Genomic DNA, 20,109 nt, shown 5'->3' on the forward strand with positions numbered 1-20,109 from the left:
TCATGGTCAGAGCCGTATTCCCCGGAACTTTCGATCCAATTCATTACGGACACATGGATATTGCCCGCCGCGCTGCCCGCCTGTTCGATGAAGTTATCATTGCAGTGTATAACAAACCACTTAAGAATCTGCTTTTTACCCCCGAAGAACGATTGAAGCTTGTTCAACAAACTTTTTTCGCTGAACCGAAATTTACCGTTGTGGGTTACAGCGGTTTGACTGTTGAATTTTGTAAAAATGTCGGCGCTCAGGTAATTATTCGCGGATTACGTGTTTTTTCAGACTTTGAGCATGAGTTCCGAATGGCGCTCGCCAATCACCGCCTTTATCCGGATATCGAAATGATCGCCTTAATTACCAGCGAGCAGCACACCTTCCTTTCATCATCAACCGTGCGCGAAATTGCATCACTGGGAGGAGATATCAGTAGCATGGTGCCGCTTCATGTTGCTGAAGCCTTGAAGAAAAAATTCAATGAACTTGGGGATGGACAATCTGTGGTGCCAATTACAGCACTAAGAGATTGAAATGCGTATAATATTTAATTAACTGGCTTGAAAATTGCACCACCCTTTCTCAGGCTTGGAAAGCGGAGGAAAAAAATGGACATACTGCATTTGGTAGATCGTTTGGAAGAATTATTCAATGAGAGCCGTCCAATTTGGTTCACCCATTCAGTAATGGTGGATGAGGACCGCATGTTGGACTTGATTGACCAGATGCGGGTATCCATTCCGGAAGAAATCAAAAAAGCCCAGCAAATCCTCGCTCAACGCGACCGGATTCTTGCTCAGGCTCAAGAAGAAGCCAATCGTACCATCCAGTTGGCTCGTGAAAAAGCCGAGCAAATGATTGAACGGGATGCCATTATTCAGGCTGCCCATGCTCGGGCTGAGCAAATCATTCAACAAGCGCGTTTGGAAACCGAAACGACCAAACGTGACGCCGATGAATACGTGCTTGAGTCTCTTTCGCGGTTGGAAGTTGAATTGGAAAAGATGCTTAATCAGGTACGCAACGGGGTAAGAGCCTTACAAAGCGAAAGGCAACAGTCGCTGACATCTACCCCGATTCAAACCGAAAAAGATTGAAACAGCAAAAAAAGCAGCCTCGCGGCTGCATTTTTTTATGTCTGGGTAGTTTCTTTTGCTTCTCCCTCTTCGCTTTTCTCCGCTTTCTTCGCAGCATGTTTACGTACCCGCACAGCCTCTTTGTGGGGTTTGGGTCCCAGTGCTATATCCAGCACTTCATCCATGTGAGTAACCGGTTTTATTTGTAAATCCTGCCGAACTTTCTTGGGTAAATCTATCAAATCTTTTAAGTTCCTTTCGGGTAGAATGACGACTTTCAATCCCGCTCGGTGAGCCGCCAGCACCTTCTCGCGAACCCCTCCTACCGGCAGGACACGCCCCCGCAGGGTGATTTCTCCGGTCATTCCAACATCTTTTGAAACACCGCGTTCGGTAAAGGCAGAGATTAAGGCCGTGGCAATTGTGATGCCTGCGCTCGGACCATCTTTTGGAATCGCTCCTTCAGGAATATGAATGTGAATGTCCAATCTCTCAAAGGCTTCGGGGTCAATTTCTAAATCTCTGGCGCGCGACTTGAGATAGGACAAAGCAGCCTGAGCCGATTCTTGCATCACTTCTCCAACCTGGCCGGTAATTTGCAAATTACCCTTCCCTTCCAATATAGCCACCTCAACCGGCATGATCTCTCCGCCGTTTTCGGTCCACGCTATTGCGGTTGCCACTCCAACTTCATCCTTTTTCTCCGCTTCGGTCATAAAAAATTGAGGCGGACCTAAAAACTTTTCCACAAGTTCCGGCTGCAATCGGTGCGGGAAGGATTTACCTTCCGATTTTAACCTTGCAAGTTTTCTACACATTCTGCCAATTTCACGTTCTAAATTACGGACGCCAGCCTCATAGGTATATTCTCGGATAATTTTTCGCAGTGTTTTTTCTTGAAATTTGATGTCTTCCCCCTCCAATCCGCTTTCTTCCAGTTGGCGGGGAATCAGAAAGCGATAGGCAATTTCCAACTTTTCCTCTTCAATGTAACCAGGGAACTCAATAATTTCCATACGGTCCATCAAAGCCGGTGGTATTGTAGCCAGTGTATTCGCCGTAGTAATAAACATGACCTTGGAAAGATCGTAAGGAAGTTCCAGATAATGATCCGAAAAGGCGTGATTCTGCTCCGGGTCCAGCACTTCTAACAGGGCAGCAGATGGATCGCCGCGAAAATCTGAACCCAGTTTATCAATTTCGTCCAGCATAAACAGGGGATTAATGGTTCCTGCCCGGCGCATCGTTTGTAAAATGCGTCCCGGCATTGCCCCAATATAGGTGCGCCGGTGGCCGCGGATTTCAGCCTCATCCCGCACTCCACCTAACGAAACCCGCACAAATTTACGACCAAGTGCTTCCGCAATTGACCGCCCCAGTGAGGTTTTACCGGTGCCCGGCGCTCCAACAAAGCATAAAATTGGTTGTCTCAACCGTTTGGGTTTCAGGCTGCGAACAGCAATATATTCTAAAATTCGATCTTTGGCTTTACCGAGACCGTAATGGTATTTTTCCAAAACCTTGGCAGCGTTGGCAACATCCAGATTATCCTCGGTTTCTTGCACCCATGGTAACTCTAAAATCCAGTCCAGATAGGTGCGGATAATTCCCACCTCGGGAGCCATAGAAGGCATTTGGGAAAGGCGGTCAACTTCTTTTAAAGCCACTGCCCGCACTTCATCAGGCATTGGGGTCGCTAGGATCTTGTCGCGCAATTCGGTTACTTCGCGGCTGAAAATATCCCCCTCTCCCAGCTCTGTCTGAATAGCTTTCATTTGCTCGCGCAAGTAAAATTCACGCTGACTGCGATCTACTTCACTTTGAACTCGATTTTGAATCTCATCTTCCAACTGCAACACATCCAATTCCTGTGCCAGCAGCCAGTTGACTCGTTTCAGGCGGTCAATCGGATCAACCAGTAAAAGCAGTGTTTGCCGTTCGCTTTGGGGTAATGAAATTGCCGTCGCGACCATATCGGCCAGCCAGCCCGGTTCGTGAATGTTTAAAGAAAACAAATGCGCTTCTTCCGGCAGGCTGCGATCCAGTTGAACACAACGCTCAAACAAATCGCGAGTTGTGCGCATCAACGCCTCGGTTTGACGCCCAATTTTGGAAGGTTCAACTATCGGGCGGGCGCGAACCCGGTAATACGGCTCGGTTTGAACGAATTCGACAATCTCCACCCTGCGCCGGCCTTGGATCAAGGCCGAATTATTCCCATCCGGAATATTCAACAATCGCCCCACCGCAATTTCAACCCCGATGGGTAAAAAGTCTTCCGGTTTAGGGTCTTCAATTTCAGAATCTTTCAACACTAACGCAATCATCGTCTCAAAATTAAATTGAGCGTCTTCGATGGCCTGTAAGTTCGATCCCGGGATGATAAATATGGGGGAAACCATGCGCGGATAAATCACCATATCCCGCATGATTAATGCCGCGCACTCAATCAGCCCATTTTTATCTGGTTCCGCATCCGGAACCTGATACAGCTCCTCCGTGCGCTGATGCAAAGAGGAGGAAAACTCCTCAAAATCATTTGGTAACCAGTTATCTTTTTTCATACACCTGTACTCATGAAATTGGCAAACGGTTGCCGAGTCGTCTAATAATCTCTGGTTTTCTTGAGATTTCACCGATGAACTTTCGCGCACCGGCTGCAACAAAAATGCTTCCAGTAACCAGTAAAATCGAGTCCGAAGTCAAGCGTTTAATTGCTTGCTCAATTGCTGCTTCCAACGGAAGAAATACCATTTTGGGCAATGAATAATTCGAAGCAATCTCAACCAGTTGGTCGGCATGATAAGAACGAGGGTGAATGGATTGAGTAAAGATTACTTCATCCGCCCGCGGTAGCAACTCGGCAAACATTCCTGGTATATCCTTATCGTCCGAAGCGCCGAAAACCAGAATCAAGCGGTTCTTCGGAAAATATTGATTAATGGTTTCAATTAATTTTAATGCTGAATAGCGGTTATGTGCAGCATCCACAACGATTGGCGGTTGTAAGTTGAGAATCTCAAATCTGCCCTCCCACTTGACTTGTGACAAACCGCGTTGAACAGCGGAACGCTCAAGTTTCCATCCGTACTTTTTTATGACATCTAAGGCACAAAGTGCGGTAAGAGTATTTTCAATTTGATGGTCACCCAATAGTGGCAAAACGATTTCAAAATCGTCGTGATCTTGCGTTTTTCGGGGTATTATTCGCAACTTTTGATGGGCTAATGTCCGTTCGATTACCTCAACATGATATGGCTGGTCAGAAATGATCAGTGGGGCTTCCTTTTCGGCAGCAATTCGTTCAATGACTTGCATCGCCTCTGGCTTTTGCGGTGAACTGACCACCGGCCGGCCTGGTTTGATGATGCCGGCTTTCTCTGCAGCAATTTTATCCAGTGTATCTCCTAGCACTTTCGTATGATCCAATGAGATCGAAGTAATCACAGAAACCAAAGGGGTTACCAGATTGGTAGCATCCAGTCTTCCACCCAATCCAACTTCAATAACCGCAATATCAACCTGTTCTTCGGCAAAGTACAAAAAACCTGCCGCAGTGGTTAATTCAAATGTGGTTAGCCGCTCAATTTGGCGGACGGCAGGCTTAAGTTTTTCTACCACCTGAACCAGCCGCGAACCAGGTATATGCTGGCGGTTGATTTGGATTCTTTCGCAAAAATCCTCCAAATGCGGCGAAATATAAAAGCCCGTTTTATAGCCGGCAGCCTGCAAGCCGGCTGCAATCATTGCTGCCGTCGAACCTTTCCCCTTCGTACCGGCAACATGGATAACCGGATATTTCCGGTGAGGGTTTCCCAGCCAGGCTAACAACGCAGCCATTCGGCTGAGATCGAATTTTTCGGCTGAAAATTGCAAATTTCGAGTAAGGCTATAATCAACAAAACTGTATAGAAAATCCAGAGTTTTTTGGTATTCTTGCGGGTCAAAGTTCATCAGCTGTCCAGTATTTCTTAATGACTTCACTGTATTGTACTCAAGCAAAACCTTTTTCACAAGATTTAGATTAACTTGCTTGACGTCCACACTTGCCCGATTACAATAAGAACAGGGTTTGCTCCATGCCTGCGATTGGATTACTAATTCTCCATATTCACCTGCCTGTTGCTCTCTCCTTAAAGCAGAAACGAGGTCTGCTCAAACCCCTTCTGACTCGGCTGCATAAGGAATTCAACATATCGGTCGCCGAAATTGGATTGAATGACCATTGGCAGGAAACTCTGATTGCCTGTGCAATGGTGTGTAATGACTGCACTTTTGCAACCCAATCTTTACAAAAAGTGCATACCTTTGTCGAAAATCAATTTCCCAACATGCCCATTGTGGATCACCGCATTGAATGTTTTTAGCAGAAAGGAACTTTCTCTATGGATTTGAATCTGCACAACAAAATTGCTCTGATCACCGGCGCAAGCCGCGGCTTAGGATATGCTACAGCCGAATTGCTGGCACATGAAGGGGCAAAAGTAGCCCTGAACAGTCGAAATTCAGAATATTTGGAAAAAGCCTGTAAAAAAATTGAAAGTTTAACCGGTATTCCCACCCTGCCAATTCCCGGCGATGTGTCTGACCCTGAAATCGCCGAATCATTGGTCAAAAAGGTCGTTGATGAATGGGGAGGTTTGGACATCCTCATCACCAATGCAGGTGGACCACCGGCAGGCAAATTTGAAACCTTTGACATTGAGGCTTGGCAAAACGCAGTCCATCTCAACTTTTTCTCCGCAGTGTTTTTGATTCGAGCGGCTTTACCGTACCTGCGCAAGTCCTCCTCACCGGCGGTCTTAACGATTACATCCATTTCTGTCAAACAGCCTATAGATGGACTGGTGCTTTCCAACAGCGTGCGCGCCGCCACCGTTGGTTTGACAAAAAGCCTTGCGCTCGAATTAGGCAAAGAGGGGATTCGATTCAATTCCATTTTACCCGGCTGGACAGCCACCGAGCGTGTGGAACAGTTATTACAGCATCGCGCTCGTTCCAACAACACCAGTGTGGAAGAAGAAAGACAAAAAATTGCCTCTCAAACCGCGCTGGGGCGCATGGCCGAACCTCGCGAATTTGCCCGTGTTGCAACCTTTCTTGTCTCACCGGCCGCCAGTTATGTCACCGGCAGCATGATCGCAGTGGATGGTGGTTTTTATCGCGGCACACTGTAAATTGGACAAAATGGGTTAAAATAAGCATTGTCCCCATATTACAGGTTTGAGAGGATTAGACAAATCCATGGATAAACGCACTTTGGTCAGCCGGTTAGAGCGAATTCTACCGACAGTTGAAAAACCCGGTCGTTATGTTGGTGGTGAATTAAATCAGGTTTATAAAGACTGGGATTCCGTTAAGACACATGTAGCCCTTGCCTTTCCCGACATTTATGATATTGGCGTTCCCAATCTGGGTTTGACCATTCTCTATCATCTGCTCAACGAACGGCAAGATGTACTTGCAGAGCGAGTATATCTTCCATGGGTGGACATGGAAAACGCCATGCGCCAAAACGGAATTCCGCTTTACGCGCTTGAATCCAAAACCCCTGTTTCAGAATTTGATATTCTCGGTATCACACTGCCCTATGAAACCCTTTACACCAATGTTCTCAACCTGCTTGATCTGGCGCGAATTCCGCTCCACAGCAGCCAGCGCACCATTCGTGACCCATTGGTAATTGCTGGCGGACATGCCGTATTTAACCCTGAACCCATTGCACCATTTTTTGATGCCTTTGCGATTGGTGAAGGCGAAGAAATTATCCACGACATTGTAAATACCTATCAAGCCTGGAAAGAACACCCAACCTCCCGGCAGGATTTACTGGCAGAGCTGGCCAGGATTGAGGGTATTTATGTCCCCTCCTTTTACGAACCTGAATACAAAGAAGATGGCACAATTCGTACTATTCATCGGCTGCATCCCAACGCACCGGCTCAAGTGCAAAAAAGACTGGTTGCGCGTCTCCCCAAACCTCCAACACGTTTCATAGTACCTTCAATCAGTGTGGTGCATAACCGCGTTTCCATTGAAATCATGCGAGGCTGCACACGAGGATGTCGTTTTTGCCATGCCGGCATGGTCACTCGGCCGGTGCGCGAGCGCAATGTAGATGAAATCGTCTCAGCTGTGCGAGAAGCTTTGGAAGCAACCGGTTTTGAGGAAGTCGCGCTACTGTCCCTCTCTTCATCCGATTATACCCATATCCTTGATCTGGTCAGTCGCGTTGCTGCCGAAACCAGCGATCATTATCTGACCATTTCGCTTCCCTCTCTCCGGATCGAATCCTTTTCGGTCAATTTGATGGAAAAACTGCGCGGTTCCCGGCAAGGCGGCTTTACCCTTGCGCCAGAAGCCGCTACCGAGAGGATGCGAAACATGATCAATAAACCCATTTCCACCCAGCAATTGCTGGATACAGCACGCGAAATTTACGCCCGCGGTTGGACGACCATAAAACTCTACTTCATGATCGGACATCCATCCGAAACCATCGAAGATGTTCAGGCAATCGCCGATTTGTGTAAAGCCGTACTTGCAGAGGGTAAAAAAGTCATTGGTAAACGTGCCACCCTGCACGCGGGAGTCAGCACCTTTGTGCCAAAGCCGCATACTCCGTTTCAATGGGTTGCCTGCGACACCCTCGACCAGATTGAATCCAAGCAAGCTCTCTTAAAGCGGGAATTGCGCGGTCCAGGGTTGAAATTGACCTGGAATAATCCCTACGAAACTTTGATGGAAGCCTGGCTTTCTCGCGGTGACCGTCGTTTGGCGAAGGTTATCGAAACTGCATGGCAATTGGGAGCAAAGTTTGATGCCTGGCAAGACCAGTTTAACTACGCTGTCTGGCAGCAGGCCTTTGCTATGCATGGAATTGACCCGGCTTTTTACACGCATCGCCAAAGAAGCGAAGACGAGATTTTCCCATGGGATCACATTTTCAGCGGTGTACGGAAGGCCTATCTCTTAAGTGAGTACCACGCATCTTTAATAGAAAAAACCCAAAACGATTGCCGTCAGGGTTGTTTTGCCTGTGGAATACTTCCGAAGTATGCCGATATCCGCCGGAACAACCCCGGCAGTCACTGGAAGTGCCCGGAAGTGCCCCGTCGTCCGATAAAAGTCAACATCGAACAAACCGCCTAAGGCTTACCCATGCAGCGCTTCCGCATTCAGTACAACAAAGATGCTCCATTACAATACATTGGGAACCTTGACCTGCACAAAGTTTGGGAACGATATTTACGTCGGGCTCGCGTTCCTGTTGCCTACACGCAAGGTTTTCATCCTCAGCCAAAAATTCAACAGGCTGCTCCGCTACCCTTAGGCTTTCTCAGCCAGAATGATTTGATTGATGTGTGGGTCGAAGCAGATGAAAATGAGTTTAAAGAAGACGACTTTTTTATTCACCTCCAAACCACACATCAACCCGGCATTGAAATCCTTTCTGTAAAGGCAGTCGCGCTCAACTCACCCAGTCTGCCCACGCTAATCCTTTCTTCTCTCTACCGCGTCATTCCACTGGATCCCCTCAACCTTCCCGAAGTCCAAAATCGCCTCAAGGAATTACTGGAACGCAACACCATCATTCGTACTCGACGAAACAAAACCTACGATTTACGACCGTTAATTGAAAACATCTTGTTACGCTCACTTCCAGATAACTGCCTCGAGTTCCAGATGCAGCTTTCTGCACGAGAAGGGGCAACCGGCCGACCCGAAGAAATCCTGATTGAATTAAGGCTTGATCCACACGCTGCCCGTTATGTTCGTACAGGATTTATAATGAAAGAATGAGAGCTGTACAACTTTCCCACCCATTCTACCAGTGCAGTAACCCAAAATGCGCCCTGCGGATACCTGCCGGGCGGGCGGCACAAACGGGCCAGTTGACCTGCCCCCGCTGTAAATCACCGCTTTTACCGGTCCCCACTGCGCAGGAAGTACAAACCACCCTCAGCCAATCGAGCCATAGTACAACCCCTTCCCTCCATTTAGAGGCTTTATTAGACAACATCCGCTCAACTTTCAATGTTGGCGCAATGTTTCGCACTGCGGATGGTGCCGGTTTACGACACTTATACTTGAGCGGTTTAACTCCCCTGCCCGGCAACCCGCGGATTTCCAAAACTGCATTGGGGGCTGAATTTGCCGTTCCTTGGGAATATGCCCCTAACGGGTTACAATTGGCCCAATCTCTCAAGGCTGAAGGTAAAATCTTGTGGGCTTTGGAGACAACCCCGGCAGCCTGCTCATTATTTGAAATTCAATCCATTCCCTCCCATCAAGCCCTCGTACTGGTAGTAGGCAACGAAGTGAGCGGTATTGACCCTCAAATATTGGAATTATGCGATCAAACGCTCTTCATCCCAATGGTCGGTTACAAACGCTCCTTGAACGTGGCTGTTGCGTTTGGGATCGCAGCATATCACCTCACCTTTTTAACGCAGGCTCATTTGACTGAGCCACCAATCCGGAGTAAAATCCAGCCACGATAATTGTGGTGGAGGAATGCGATGCCGCTTTACGAATATACCTGTCTGGATTGTGGTTCGCGATTTGATGCTTTTCGTCCCATTAAGGACGCCGACGAACCAATCCAATGTAAAAAGTGTTTCAGTAAGAACACCCGCAGAGCTTTATCTCTCTTTTTTGCCGCCTCAGAAGGCAAGCCGGTTGCTGGCAGCTCCTCCTCCGGTTGCTCATCTTGTAGTGGTGGATCCTGTTCCTGCTGTGGCAATTGAGCAATGGCGGCAACGCTCACCGATTTTTATCAGAATAAAAAGGTATTGATTACCGGTGGATCCAGCGGCATAGGACTGGCCCTCGCCAGTCTTTTGATTCAACATCAAGCAAAGGTTTGCATTCTCGCCCGAACTCCGGAAAATCTCCAAAAAGCCGTCTGCGAACTGGAAAATACACATCCTTCACCAGATGTCGAAATTTCCAGTCTTACAGCCGACGTTTCTGATTCGGCTAATCTAAATCAAGCTCTTTCCACTTTGTTATCCCGTTGGGGGAAAGTGGACATTTTAATCAATTCTGCCGGAGTTGCCCACCCCGGTGAGTTCTGGCAATTGGAAGAAAAAATCTTCCATCATATGATGCAAATCAATTATTTTGGAACGGTAAATGCCATTCGTGCCGTATTGCCAGAAATGTTAACAGAAAAGAATGGCATCATTGTAAACATGTCCTCCGTCGTTGGCTACATGAATATCTACGGTTACACCGCTTATGGCGCTTCCAAATATGCGGTGACGGGTTTATCGGACGCTTTAAGAATGGAATTAAAACCTCACGGAATTCAGGTTTCGCTTGTCTATCCGCCCGATACGGATACCCCTCAATTAGCCTACGAGAATCAATACAAGCCGTATGTAACCAAAGTTCTGGCAAGCAGCGGAGGAATTCTCAAGCCCGACCAGGTTGCGCGGGAAATTCTCATCGGAGTAGCCCGCCGTAAATATATTATTCTGCCCGGTTTCGAAAACAAATTGATATATTTTGCGTTCCGTTTACTGGGTAAGGGATTGACTTACGCTTTGATGGATCGCATGGTCGCGTCTGCCTTGCAGCGCAAAACGACCGCTAAAAAATAACTCCGCCAGCCAAAGCCACGCCAACCAGATCAGATTGGTTACCAGCAAATGCAGAATTTGCATCCACACCGGCGCCAGCAGGATGACGTTGATGACTCCAAGCACAAGTTGTAACACAAATAGCGCACTGAGCGCGTAGGTTGCCTGTTGCATCAATTGAAAAGGAAAATTTCTACGAAATGCAAGTGCTGCTGCAAGGGTATAAACCCCCATCAGAGCGGCAATTCCCGGATGGAAAACCCGCAAGCGAATTAAGAAGTTGGCAGTGGGGTCAAAATCCTGCTGCAACCCCTGAACAAGAGAAGTGGCAGGATAAAGGGTGTCTCCCAGTGCGGTGACGGCCCCGCTTGCGCCAAGAACAATCATTCCAATCAGCCCAAGGTAAATCAATACACTCCATCCACCTCGCTTCAGCTCCAACCGGTTTGAGTGATCATCTGCACTCCACCGGGCGGTTAGGAAAATAGCCGCAACCAGCAAGAATGTATTGATTAGATGAATCATCATCACCACGGCGCGGTGAATCGAGTCGTTTTGTCCAGTTAACTCATTCAATACCAGAACAGCCCCAATTAATGATTCTACAATAGTGAAAACACCGGCAGCCGCAGCAGATTTTCGCACCAAATGGCCTTTGGGGAATAACCGGAAAGCTGCAATTACCAGCACGGCCATTAAAATCACGACCAGTCCACTGGAGAGACGATGGGTAAATTCAATCAGCGTTTCAACTGCCGGTGCACGGGGAATCACCTCGCCATTGCATAAAGGCCAGTGTGCCCCGCAACCTGCACCAGAACCGGTAGCACGCACAAATGCCCCCCATAGAATGACCAGAATATTGTAAAAAAGAACTCCCCACACATATTTTCGAAACGATTGAATTGATTTGAAAATATTGGTCATTGTCATCATAATCCCTTTCCAATTTATTTTACCGGGCTGGTAGCGCCTTGTATAGATTGGTACGCTGTTTAACTTAAGACAAAAGACCCAAGCAAACATGCTAAAGACCACTGGTAGAACCTTAAGGGTATGTTATACTCTGTATGCCCCCAAATTCCATTCCTAAAAAGGAGCCCATATGAAAAAAGATTTTCTTGCGGTTTCTGACTATACCCCGGCAGAACTACAAGGAATGCTTGATTTGGCAATCCGCCTGAAGCAAGAATGGCAGGCAGGCGGAAACGAGCCCCTGCTCAAAAACAAAGTTCTTGGGATGATCTTCCAAAAACCCAGCCTGCGCACCCGGGTCAGTTTTGATATGGCCATGCGCCATCTGGGCGGGGATGCGTTGTACCTCTCACCCAATGAAATTGGCTTGGGGCAGCGCGAATCGATCGCGGATGTTGCCCGCGTCATGTCCGGGTATGTGGATGCCATGATGGCCAGAGTATTCGCCCATGAGCACGTGCTGGAACTGGCAAAATGGTCGAGCATCCCTGTCATCAACGGTCTGAGCGATTATAACCACCCCTGTCAGGCAATGGCGGATGCCCTCACAATTCAGGAAGAATTTGGCTCGCTCAAAGGATTGAATGTCACCTTTATTGGCGATGGCAATAATGTAGCCGTATCTTTGATGCACATCTGCACGAAATTGGGTGCAAATTTCACCATCGCCAGCCCGGAAGGGTACGATATTGTCCCCAAAGCGGTTGAAATGGCCAAGCAATTTGCCGCCGAAAGTGGCAGCCGGTTGACTTTCTTGCGCGACCCACACCAGGCCGTCAAAGATGCCCATGTCATTTATACCGACACCTGGACCAGCATGGGACAGGAAGCGGAAGCCAAAAAACGCGAAATGGTCTTTCCGCCCTATCAGGTAAATCAACAACTGGTTTCCGAAGCACGTTCGGATGTCATCGTCATGCACTGCCTCCCAGCACATCGTGGACAGGAAATTACTGACGAAGTTGCTGATGGGCCTCATTCCCGCCTGTTCCCTCAAGCTCATAACCGCTTGCATGCCCAAAAAGCGATTTTGGTTGAATTGCTGGTGGAAAAATAACAGGATAAACCTATGCTGACCAGAGAAAATCTGACCAAAGAACTGATCGAACTGGAAGAAAAATACGGCGCCCACAACTACCATCCGCTGGATGTCGTAATCAACCGGGCTGAAGGGGTGTGGGTCTGGGATGTTGAAGGCAACCGCTATCTGGATTGCCTGAGCGCCTATTCTGCACTTAATCAAGGCCATGTTCATCCGCGCATTTTACGCGCCCTTACCGAACAGGCTCAAAAGGTTACCCTGACCTCGCGTGCCTTCCGCAATGACCAGTTACCGCTCTTCTACAAAGAGCTATCTGAACTGAGCGGTTACGACATGTCCTTGCCGATGAACAGTGGTGCCGAGGCGGTTGAAACCGCGCTCAAATTGGCCCGTAAATGGGCTTATCAGGTAAAGGGAGTTCCCCGCTATCAGGCTGAAATCATCGTCGCCGAAGGCAACTTCCATGGGCGCACCATTTCCATCATTTCCTGCTCTACTGAACCGCTCTATAAAAACGATTTTGGGCCATTCACACCCGGCTTCGTGACCGTACCCTATGGTGATGCTCAGGCACTTGCCAAAGCCATTACGCCCAACACCGCAGCCGTGTTATTGGAGCCCATTCAAGGGGAAGGCGGAGTTATCATTCCTCCAGCCGGTTATTTACAAGAGGTAGCCAGGATTTGCAATGCAAATCAGGTTTTGTTCATCGCTGATGAAATTCAAACCGGCCTCGGACGCACCGGCAAACTCTTCGCCTGTGATCACGAAAATGTCCGCCCGGATATTGTCATCATCGGCAAAGCGCTTTCCGGTGGATTTTACCCCGTTTCGGCAATCCTGGCAGACCACCCCATCTTGAGCCTGTATCAACCTGGTGAACATGGCTCTACCTTTGGTGGAAATCCTCTTGCATGCGCCGTAGCGCGCGAGGCTTTGAAGGTCATAGTTGAAGAGAATCTCATCGAAAATGCCCGCCAGATGGGAGAATACTTCCTTGAACGTCTCGAAGAAATCCCCTCTCCACATATCCGAGAAGTGCGCGGACGCGGTCTACTGATCGGTGTTGAATTGAAAGAAGAGGCGGGTGGCGCGCGGCGGTTTTGTGAGGCTTTGCAGAAAAAAGGCATCCTCGCCAAGGAAACTCATCAGCACATCATCCGCTTTGCACCACCTCTGATCATCACTCGTAAGGAGATTGATTGGGCCGTTCCCCATATTTACGATGTTTTGACGATGCCCTGAGGTTCAACAGCTCAATGACCACAATAAACACCGGCGATTACAAGCCGGTGTTGAGTTTAATCACAACCTGCCTGCCTGGCTTATCCCATGATTTGGTACAATCAAGGTGTCAGTCCTCTCTAACCTCCGCGAGGTGAATGATGAATTTTCGCAAGACAAAAATTGTAGCGACCATCGGTCCGGCAAGTGAAAACGAAGATACACTGCGGCGTTTGATTGAAGCCGGCATTGATGTAGCCCGTTTGAATTTTTCGCATGGCTCCCATGAAGAACATCTTGAAAAAATCCGCCTGATTCGAAAACTTTCTGAAGAGTTAAGTAAACCAGTCTCCATTTTGCAAGACTTACAGGGACCCAAACTCAGGGTGGGCAAATTACCTGCAGAAGGAATCCCTCTCCAAGCCGGGGATATGGTTGTGCTGACCCAGGTTTCCAATATGGGTTCACTGGATGACCTGCCCCCATCCATCGTTCTCATTCCTTTGGATGTCCCCAATCTGGCGCGCGGTGTCGTTCCCGGCAATCGCATTCTGCTGGATGACGGTAATCTTGAATTTGAAGTCACTGAGGTCAAAGGGGACGCTGTATTTGCAAAGGTTATTCTGGGCGGAACGTTGTATTCCAACAAGGGCGTCAACCTGCCTGGCGCAGCGCTTGGCATTCCCCCTTTCACGGAAAAAGACCGCCTCGACCTCGAATTTGGTTTGAAAAATGGGGTAGACTGGGTTGCGATCAGTTTTGTGCATCGCGCGTCGGATATTGAAGAAGTCCGTAATGCCATGCGGGAAATACTCCCCAGCCGGGCGAATACCCCCATCATCGCCAAACTGGAACGCCCCGAAGCAATCGTAAACCTGCATGAAATCATTCACGCAGCCGACGGGGTAATGGTCGCCCGTGGCGATTTAGGGGTAGAAACTTCCCCCTCCACCGTACCCATCATTCAAAAACGAATTATTGACATGGCAAATCGCCATGCAAAGCCGGTCATAACCGCCACCCAAATGCTGGACTCCATGATTCGCAACCCAAGGCCCACCCGCGCCGAAGCCTCCGATGTTGCCAATGCAATCTTTGACGGCACCGATGCGGTAATGCTCTCTGGCGAAACCGCCAGCGGATCATATCCAATAGAAGCTGTAAAAGTTATGGCAAACATCATTTGCGAAGCTGAAGCCAATGCCGCTGAATATGCTCATTATTCAACCCGCCCCGCAGAAGCCCCGCAGGATGATGCACTGGCAATTACCCGCGCTGCTAAAGAACTGGCGCACGACCGCAATGTCGTTGCGATTGCCGTTTTCACCCAAACCGGTAAAACCGCCTTGCTGATGTCAAAATCGCGACCTAACGTCCCCGTTTTTGCCTTTACACCCGAAGAACAAACCTATCAACGAATGGGACTCTACTGGGGAGTGATCCCCTTCCTGGTTCCATTTGCCTCAACGGTGGAAGCCATGGTTGCCAGTGTCGAAGCCGCGCTGGTTTCTTCAACCTCCATCCGCAGCGGAGATCAGGTGGTGGTCATCAGTGGATTTCCGGTGGGCGCCATGCGCCCACCCAATTTCGCCTTACTTTATACGGTTGGAGAATGGACTTGAGGTGATAAAGATGTCCCCTTATACCACGCTCATTGAAGTTGAAGATGTCTTTGCCCACTTACATCATCCTGACTGGCTCATCGTGGATTGTCGTTTCGATCTGACAAACGTCGAATGGGGTTTCAAGGACTATCAACAGGGTCATATTCCTGGCTCGGTCTACGCCCATTTGGATCACGATTGTTCTGCTCCGCCCACTCCTCATACTGGAAGGCACCCATTACCTTCACCGCAGGACTTTGCCGATACCCTCGAGCGGTTGGGGATCAGCAATCATTCTCAGGTAGTTGCCCTGGATACCACTGGCGGTTCATTTGCTGCGCGCTTTTGGTGGATGCTTAAGTGGTTGGGACATTCAACTGTGGCTGTTCTAAACGGTGGTTGGAATGCGTGGAAATCTGCCGGCTTTCCGCTTGCACAGGGAATTGAAACCCGACCCCGCGGCAAATTTGTCCCCAACCCTCAGCCGGACAAAATGATTACCACTGCCGAAATGCTCAACCTGCTGAAGAAGCCCGAATACAAAATCATTGATGCCCGCGCTCCCGAACGATACCGCGGTGAATTCGAACCCCTCGACCCTGTTGCCGGTCACATTCCCGGCAGCCTCAATCGTTTTCACGAAAAAAATCTTGCCCGTGCAGGCAAGCTGAAATCAGCCGAGATTCTACGGAAAGAATTCACAGAATTAATTGGAGACACACCTCCCCATCAGGTGATTGTTTATTGTGGTTCCGGAGTAACTTCCTGCCATCACCTGCTGGCAATGGAATATGCCGGCATACAGGGTGCAAAACTGTATGCCGGCTCTTGGAGCGAGTGGATCAGAGACCTCAATCGCCCAATCGAAGTTGGCTGACGGATCGTCTCTAAATCTGCATCTGTTGCATGATTTTATCGAGCGATTCGCGGCTGGGTCGCAATTTTTCAGCGGGAAGCCGATTTAAGGGCGTATCAGGCAGATTGTACATATCAAAAATGGTTGGCGCATTGGGATTGACATACAGAATGCCGGTCAACAACCAGTTATTTTGCTCCGCCTCGTAAAGAACCCGCAAAGCTTCAAAGATGTTGGTTGGATCATAATCGCGGTCGAGTTTCTTCAAAACGATGGTTGCTCCATCATGCAATGTGACTTCACGAGCACTGCCCTCTTCGAAGTCCTCAATCGTAATTTCCTCGCGAGCAGGAACGTAAGTGATATCGTGCAAGGCTATCTCGTGTTCTTTACCCCACGTATAGGAATGGAAGGAATCTTCTTTATTGTGAAAGGTAACACACGGGCTGATGATGTCAATAACCGCAATTCCCCGGTGGCTGAAGGCGGCTTTGAAGATTTCCTTTACCTGCTTTGGGTCGCCGGCAAAAGATCTTGCAACAAACGAAGCCCGGCTGACCAGCGCTTCCATGCAGATATCCACCGGAAAGTACCTGTTCACCCCTTGCCGCTTTAGTTCCAGCCCCACTTCGGCAGTTGCTGAAAACTGGCCTTTGGTCAATCCATAAACACCGTTATTCTCAACCACATAGACCATTGGCAGATTTCGGCGCATGACATGCTTAAACTGCCCCATCCCAATGCTGGCTGTATCCCCATCCCCACTGACGCCAATCCCTTTGAGAGTGTGATCGGCGAATAAGGCGCCCAAAGCCAACGACGGCATACGGCCATGCAAACCATTAAAGCCAAAAGAACGGTTGAGAAAATAGGTCGGGCTTTTACTGGAACAACCAATCCCACTGAATTTGACAACCGTTTCGGGAACGACATTTAATTCGTACAGAGCAGCGATGATTTGATTGGAAATGGAATTATGCCCACAACCAGCGCATAAAGTGCTGTTATGACCTTTGTAATCCTGCCGGCTTAAGCCTGCAAGGTTCACCTGAGTTTTCGGCGCAGCCTGAGTAGTCATCGGTTATTTGCCCTCCATTGACAAAATCCGTTCTTTTATCCAGTTTGCGGTGATCGGCATACCGTCAATGTGAGAAACCTGGCGCAACCTGGAACCGCATTCTGAAAAGTGCATGGTCAACAACTGTTTCAATTGACCATCACGGTTCAACTCTACAACATAGGTGCGATCATATTCATGCAGGAAATTGCACACCTCATCCCGGAAAGGCAGGGATCGAACTCTCATGTAATCGGTCGGGAATCCAGCCTCAGCCAGCAAATCGCGTGCTTCTTGAATTGCTGGATCGGTTGAGCCAAAACCAACGATAGCAAATTTTGCACCTTCCATCCTCTCTATAACCGGGTCGGGCAAGAGATGACGGTTATCCCAAATCTTTCTTTTCAACCGGTTGAGACCGCGTTCCCAGACATCCGGATCTTCGCTGTAGCGGGTCATCTCGTCATGGCCGGTGCCACGAGCAAAATAGGCACTGGCAGGGTGGCGATTGCCGGGCAGGGTTCTATATGGTATTCCATCCCCATCAATATCCAGATACCGGCCCCATTTACCATCCAGTTTTTCAAGAATTTTCTGCAAGTCCTCTTCCCACAACACTTTCCCACGATCCATCGGTTGATCGGGATATTCAAAACGCGGCGAGATATGGTAATTCATGCCAAGGTCGAGATCGGTCAAAATCAATACAGGGGTCTGTAAACGCTCGGCAATATCGAAAGATTTCCATCCAAATTCAAAACATTCCTTAACATTACCCGGTAATAGGATAATGTATTCCGTATCACCATGACTGATGAAATTGGCGAAAGTTAAATCACCTTGAGCCGTGCGGGTTGGCAAACCGGTCGAAGGGCCTACCCGCTGCACATCCCAAACCACAACTGGCACTTCAGCATAATAAGCCAGACCCAAATACTCTGCCATCAGCGAAATCCCCGGGCCGGAGGTGGAAGTCATGGCACGCAATCCTGCCCAACCCGCACCAACCGCCATGCCAATTGCAGCAATCTCATCCTCAGCCTGAATCACCACCGAGGTGGCTTTACCAGTTTCCGGGTCGGTACGCAGTGAAGGCAGATATTCCATAACCGCCTCAGCCAAACTGGAAGCCGGCGTGATGGGATACCATGCGGTCAGTTGAACACCACCATACAGCGCACCCAGTGCCGATGCGATATTTCCTTCAGTGATAATATATCCTTCCAAAGGGGACATGGGTTCCACATAATAAGGATCACGTTTAATTAAATTTTGTTTTGCCCAATCGGCTGCTGCTTTGATTACCTGCCAGTTTGAATCAACCGCTTTCTTCTTGCCTTTGAAGTGCGCATCCAATACCTGATAGACCACATCCAGATCAATGCCGAGCATTTGGGCAACAACCCCAACATAGACCATATTCGCCATATAATCACGCAAATTTTGCGGCGCATCGGCCTCTTTGATGAGCCGCTTAACTGGCATGGGATAGAGCACGATATCATCACGGTCAATATCCAGCTTGAAATCATCTGGATAAAAAAGCACTCCCCCCGGCACGAGAAATTTCATTTCGGTAGCCAATGTGGAAGGATTCATTGCTACGACAATATGATCCATCTCGACCCGTGCCAGGTAACCTTTCTTGCTCAATCGAATTGAGTACCAGGTGGGTAATCCCTGAATATTGGATGGGAATATATTTTTCCCATTGACTGGAATTCCCATGCGGAATAAGGTTTTCAGCAGGATGGTATTAGCAGTTGCAGAACCCGACCCATTGACCGTGCTAAAGGTAATGCAAAAGTCGTTAACTATTCTATCGCCCACCGTACCGTTATCGCTAACTAAAGCAGGCTGTATCTGAGACATAGGGACTCCTTTTGAGTGTTGTAAGGTAATTCGCCGTTCGGTTTACTCAAATGTCTGATAGGATGGCCTTTTCGAACGCTGGTAAATTAAGTCCATGTGTTCGACCAGTGCATCATATCCTTCGTTGAAGTTTTGCTTGCAAATGGCATCCACCATTTTTTCGTGATACTGCCAAACCCGTTCTAAATAAGCAAAATCCGTATAAACATCCAATCCAACCGCCTCATATACTTCCCAATACGCCTCCAGTAATCCCTGGACAAACGGATTTTCCAGCCTTTTGAAAATGGTCAAATGAAGCAGGCGGTGTTCCTGATGAGGGATCTGTGGCGGATTGGAAGACAATTTTTCCTTTGCGCGCTGGACAATCATTCTCAATTGCTGATAATCTTCGCTGTTCAACAATCCTACAGCCTCATACCAGTAAGAAGTTTCAATATGGGTGCGCAAATCGGAAAATTCCAGAAACGTCTCCGCGTTTTGAGATAGGGAATAATACAAACTCTGAAGTACTGCCGGTTTGAATTGATATGGCAGCAGTCGAATGCCGGTTCGGGGACGCACCTCAACCAACCCCATTATCCGCGCAACTTCTAACTGCTCACGCAGACTGGCAATACTGATGCCCAATTCACGGCTCAACTGCGACAGGGAGGGAATACGCTCACCAACTTTCACCTTGCCGCAGGACAGGTAGCGCAGAAATTCTGAAAGATGAAAATCACCGTTTTGCATGGGATATTGAATCAAAAAAAACTGATTAATCAGATGATTATATCGCTTATAGTATATCACCGCCCTGCCTTTCAAACAAGAATGATT

General features: G+C 48.4%; 19 protein-coding genes. 13 read left to right on the top strand and 6 right to left on the bottom strand.

The window, feature by feature from the left end:
• Window positions 1-2 precede the first annotated feature (2 nt).
• Window positions 3-527, top strand: coding sequence for a pantetheine-phosphate adenylyltransferase (gene coaD, locus ACWIZX_RS05505; RefSeq protein ID WP_416181045.1), 525 nt, complete (start codon window positions 3-5; stop codon window positions 525-527).
• 75 nt (window positions 528-602) lie between these two features.
• The gene (locus tag ACWIZX_RS05510; protein WP_322793643.1) at window positions 603-1,091 is read left to right on the top strand and encodes an ATP synthase F0 subunit B; all 489 of its coding nucleotides are present in this window, start codon (window positions 603-605) and stop codon (window positions 1,089-1,091) included.
• Between the two features lie 35 nt (window positions 1,092-1,126).
• On the opposite strand, the gene lon is transcribed toward ACWIZX_RS05510, so the two are convergent.
• Both lon and ACWIZX_RS05520 read right to left on the bottom strand, forming a co-directional pair.
• The gene (lon, locus tag ACWIZX_RS05515) at window positions 1,127-3,634 is read right to left on the bottom strand and encodes an endopeptidase La (protein WP_448335070.1); all 2,508 of its coding nucleotides are present in this window, start codon (window positions 3,632-3,634) and stop codon (window positions 1,127-1,129) included.
• Window positions 3,635-3,644: 10 nt separating this feature from the next.
• Window positions 3,645-5,114, bottom strand: coding sequence for a bifunctional folylpolyglutamate synthase/dihydrofolate synthase (locus ACWIZX_RS05520; protein WP_448335071.1), 1,470 nt, complete (start codon window positions 5,112-5,114; stop codon window positions 3,645-3,647).
• Window positions 5,115-5,149: 35 nt separating this feature from the next.
• On the opposite strand from ACWIZX_RS05520, the gene ACWIZX_RS05525 reads away from it, so the two are divergent.
• From ACWIZX_RS05525 to ACWIZX_RS05555, 7 genes are all read left to right on the top strand, one after another.
• Complete coding sequence (locus ACWIZX_RS05525; RefSeq protein WP_448335072.1) at window positions 5,150-5,437, top strand: DUF503 domain-containing protein; 288 nt, start codon at window positions 5,150-5,152, stop codon at window positions 5,435-5,437.
• Between the two features lie 18 nt (window positions 5,438-5,455).
• On the top strand, window positions 5,456-6,247 hold the full coding sequence (locus ACWIZX_RS05530; protein ID WP_322793647.1) for an SDR family oxidoreductase: 792 nt from the start codon (window positions 5,456-5,458) through the stop codon (window positions 6,245-6,247).
• 67 nt (window positions 6,248-6,314) lie between these two features.
• Complete coding sequence (locus tag ACWIZX_RS05535; protein ID WP_448335073.1) at window positions 6,315-8,222, top strand: TIGR03960 family B12-binding radical SAM protein; 1,908 nt, start codon at window positions 6,315-6,317, stop codon at window positions 8,220-8,222.
• A 9-nt stretch (window positions 8,223-8,231) separates the two neighbouring features.
• Window positions 8,232-8,873: a TIGR03936 family radical SAM-associated protein gene (locus ACWIZX_RS05540; RefSeq protein WP_322793649.1), complete on the top strand. Its 642-nt coding sequence runs from the start codon at window positions 8,232-8,234 to the stop codon at window positions 8,871-8,873.
• On the top strand, window positions 8,870-9,574 hold the full coding sequence (locus ACWIZX_RS05545; protein ID WP_322793650.1) for an RNA methyltransferase: 705 nt from the start codon (window positions 8,870-8,872) through the stop codon (window positions 9,572-9,574). The genes ACWIZX_RS05540 and ACWIZX_RS05545 overlap by 4 nt, the downstream gene beginning before the upstream one ends.
• A gap of 18 nt (window positions 9,575-9,592) precedes the next feature.
• Window positions 9,593-9,820: an FmdB family zinc ribbon protein gene (locus ACWIZX_RS05550; RefSeq protein ID WP_448335074.1), complete on the top strand. Its 228-nt coding sequence runs from the start codon at window positions 9,593-9,595 to the stop codon at window positions 9,818-9,820.
• Window positions 9,821-9,823: 3 nt separating this feature from the next.
• A complete protein-coding gene (locus tag ACWIZX_RS05555) occupies window positions 9,824-10,678 on the top strand; it encodes an SDR family oxidoreductase (RefSeq protein WP_448335075.1) in 855 nt (284 codons plus the stop codon).
• Here ACWIZX_RS05555 and ACWIZX_RS05560 read toward each other — a convergent pair.
• On the bottom strand, window positions 10,595-11,593 hold the full coding sequence (locus ACWIZX_RS05560) for a COX15/CtaA family protein (protein ID WP_448335076.1): 999 nt from the start codon (window positions 11,591-11,593) through the stop codon (window positions 10,595-10,597). The genes ACWIZX_RS05555 and ACWIZX_RS05560 overlap by 84 nt on opposite strands.
• A 169-nt stretch (window positions 11,594-11,762) precedes the next feature.
• Between ACWIZX_RS05560 and argF the strand changes: the two genes are divergently transcribed.
• The 4 genes from argF (at window position 11,763) to ACWIZX_RS05580 (ending at window position 16,379) form a co-directional block, all read left to right on the top strand.
• Window positions 11,763-12,689, top strand: coding sequence for an ornithine carbamoyltransferase (argF, locus tag ACWIZX_RS05565; RefSeq protein WP_448335077.1), 927 nt, complete (start codon window positions 11,763-11,765; stop codon window positions 12,687-12,689).
• Window positions 12,690-12,701: 12 nt separating this feature from the next.
• Entirely contained in the window at window positions 12,702-13,919 is a 1,218-nt protein-coding gene (rocD, locus tag ACWIZX_RS05570) for an ornithine--oxo-acid transaminase (RefSeq protein ID WP_448335078.1), read from the top strand.
• A 137-nt stretch (window positions 13,920-14,056) separates the two neighbouring features.
• Window positions 14,057-15,520, top strand: coding sequence for a pyruvate kinase (gene pyk, locus ACWIZX_RS05575; protein WP_322793969.1), 1,464 nt, complete (start codon window positions 14,057-14,059; stop codon window positions 15,518-15,520).
• Window positions 15,521-15,530: 10 nt separating this feature from the next.
• Entirely contained in the window at window positions 15,531-16,379 is an 849-nt protein-coding gene (locus ACWIZX_RS05580; protein ID WP_448335079.1) for a sulfurtransferase, read from the top strand.
• 10 nt (window positions 16,380-16,389) lie between these two features.
• Here the strand turns inward: ACWIZX_RS05580 and ACWIZX_RS05585 are convergent, their stop codons facing one another.
• The 3 genes from ACWIZX_RS05585 to ACWIZX_RS05595 are packed head-to-tail and all read right to left on the bottom strand — an operon-like array spanning window position 16,390 to window position 20,022.
• The gene (locus ACWIZX_RS05585) at window positions 16,390-17,436 is read right to left on the bottom strand and encodes a 2-oxoacid:ferredoxin oxidoreductase subunit beta (RefSeq protein WP_322793971.1); all 1,047 of its coding nucleotides are present in this window, start codon (window positions 17,434-17,436) and stop codon (window positions 16,390-16,392) included.
• 3 nt (window positions 17,437-17,439) lie between these two features.
• Window positions 17,440-19,287: a 2-oxoacid:acceptor oxidoreductase subunit alpha gene (locus ACWIZX_RS05590; protein ID WP_448335080.1), complete on the bottom strand. Its 1,848-nt coding sequence runs from the start codon at window positions 19,285-19,287 to the stop codon at window positions 17,440-17,442.
• Between the two features lie 42 nt (window positions 19,288-19,329).
• Entirely contained in the window at window positions 19,330-20,022 is a 693-nt protein-coding gene (locus ACWIZX_RS05595) for a FadR/GntR family transcriptional regulator (protein WP_322793973.1), read from the bottom strand.
• Between the last annotated feature and the right edge of the window lie 87 nt (window positions 20,023-20,109).

The sequence above is a fragment of the Bellilinea sp. genome (genome assembly GCF_053501535.1).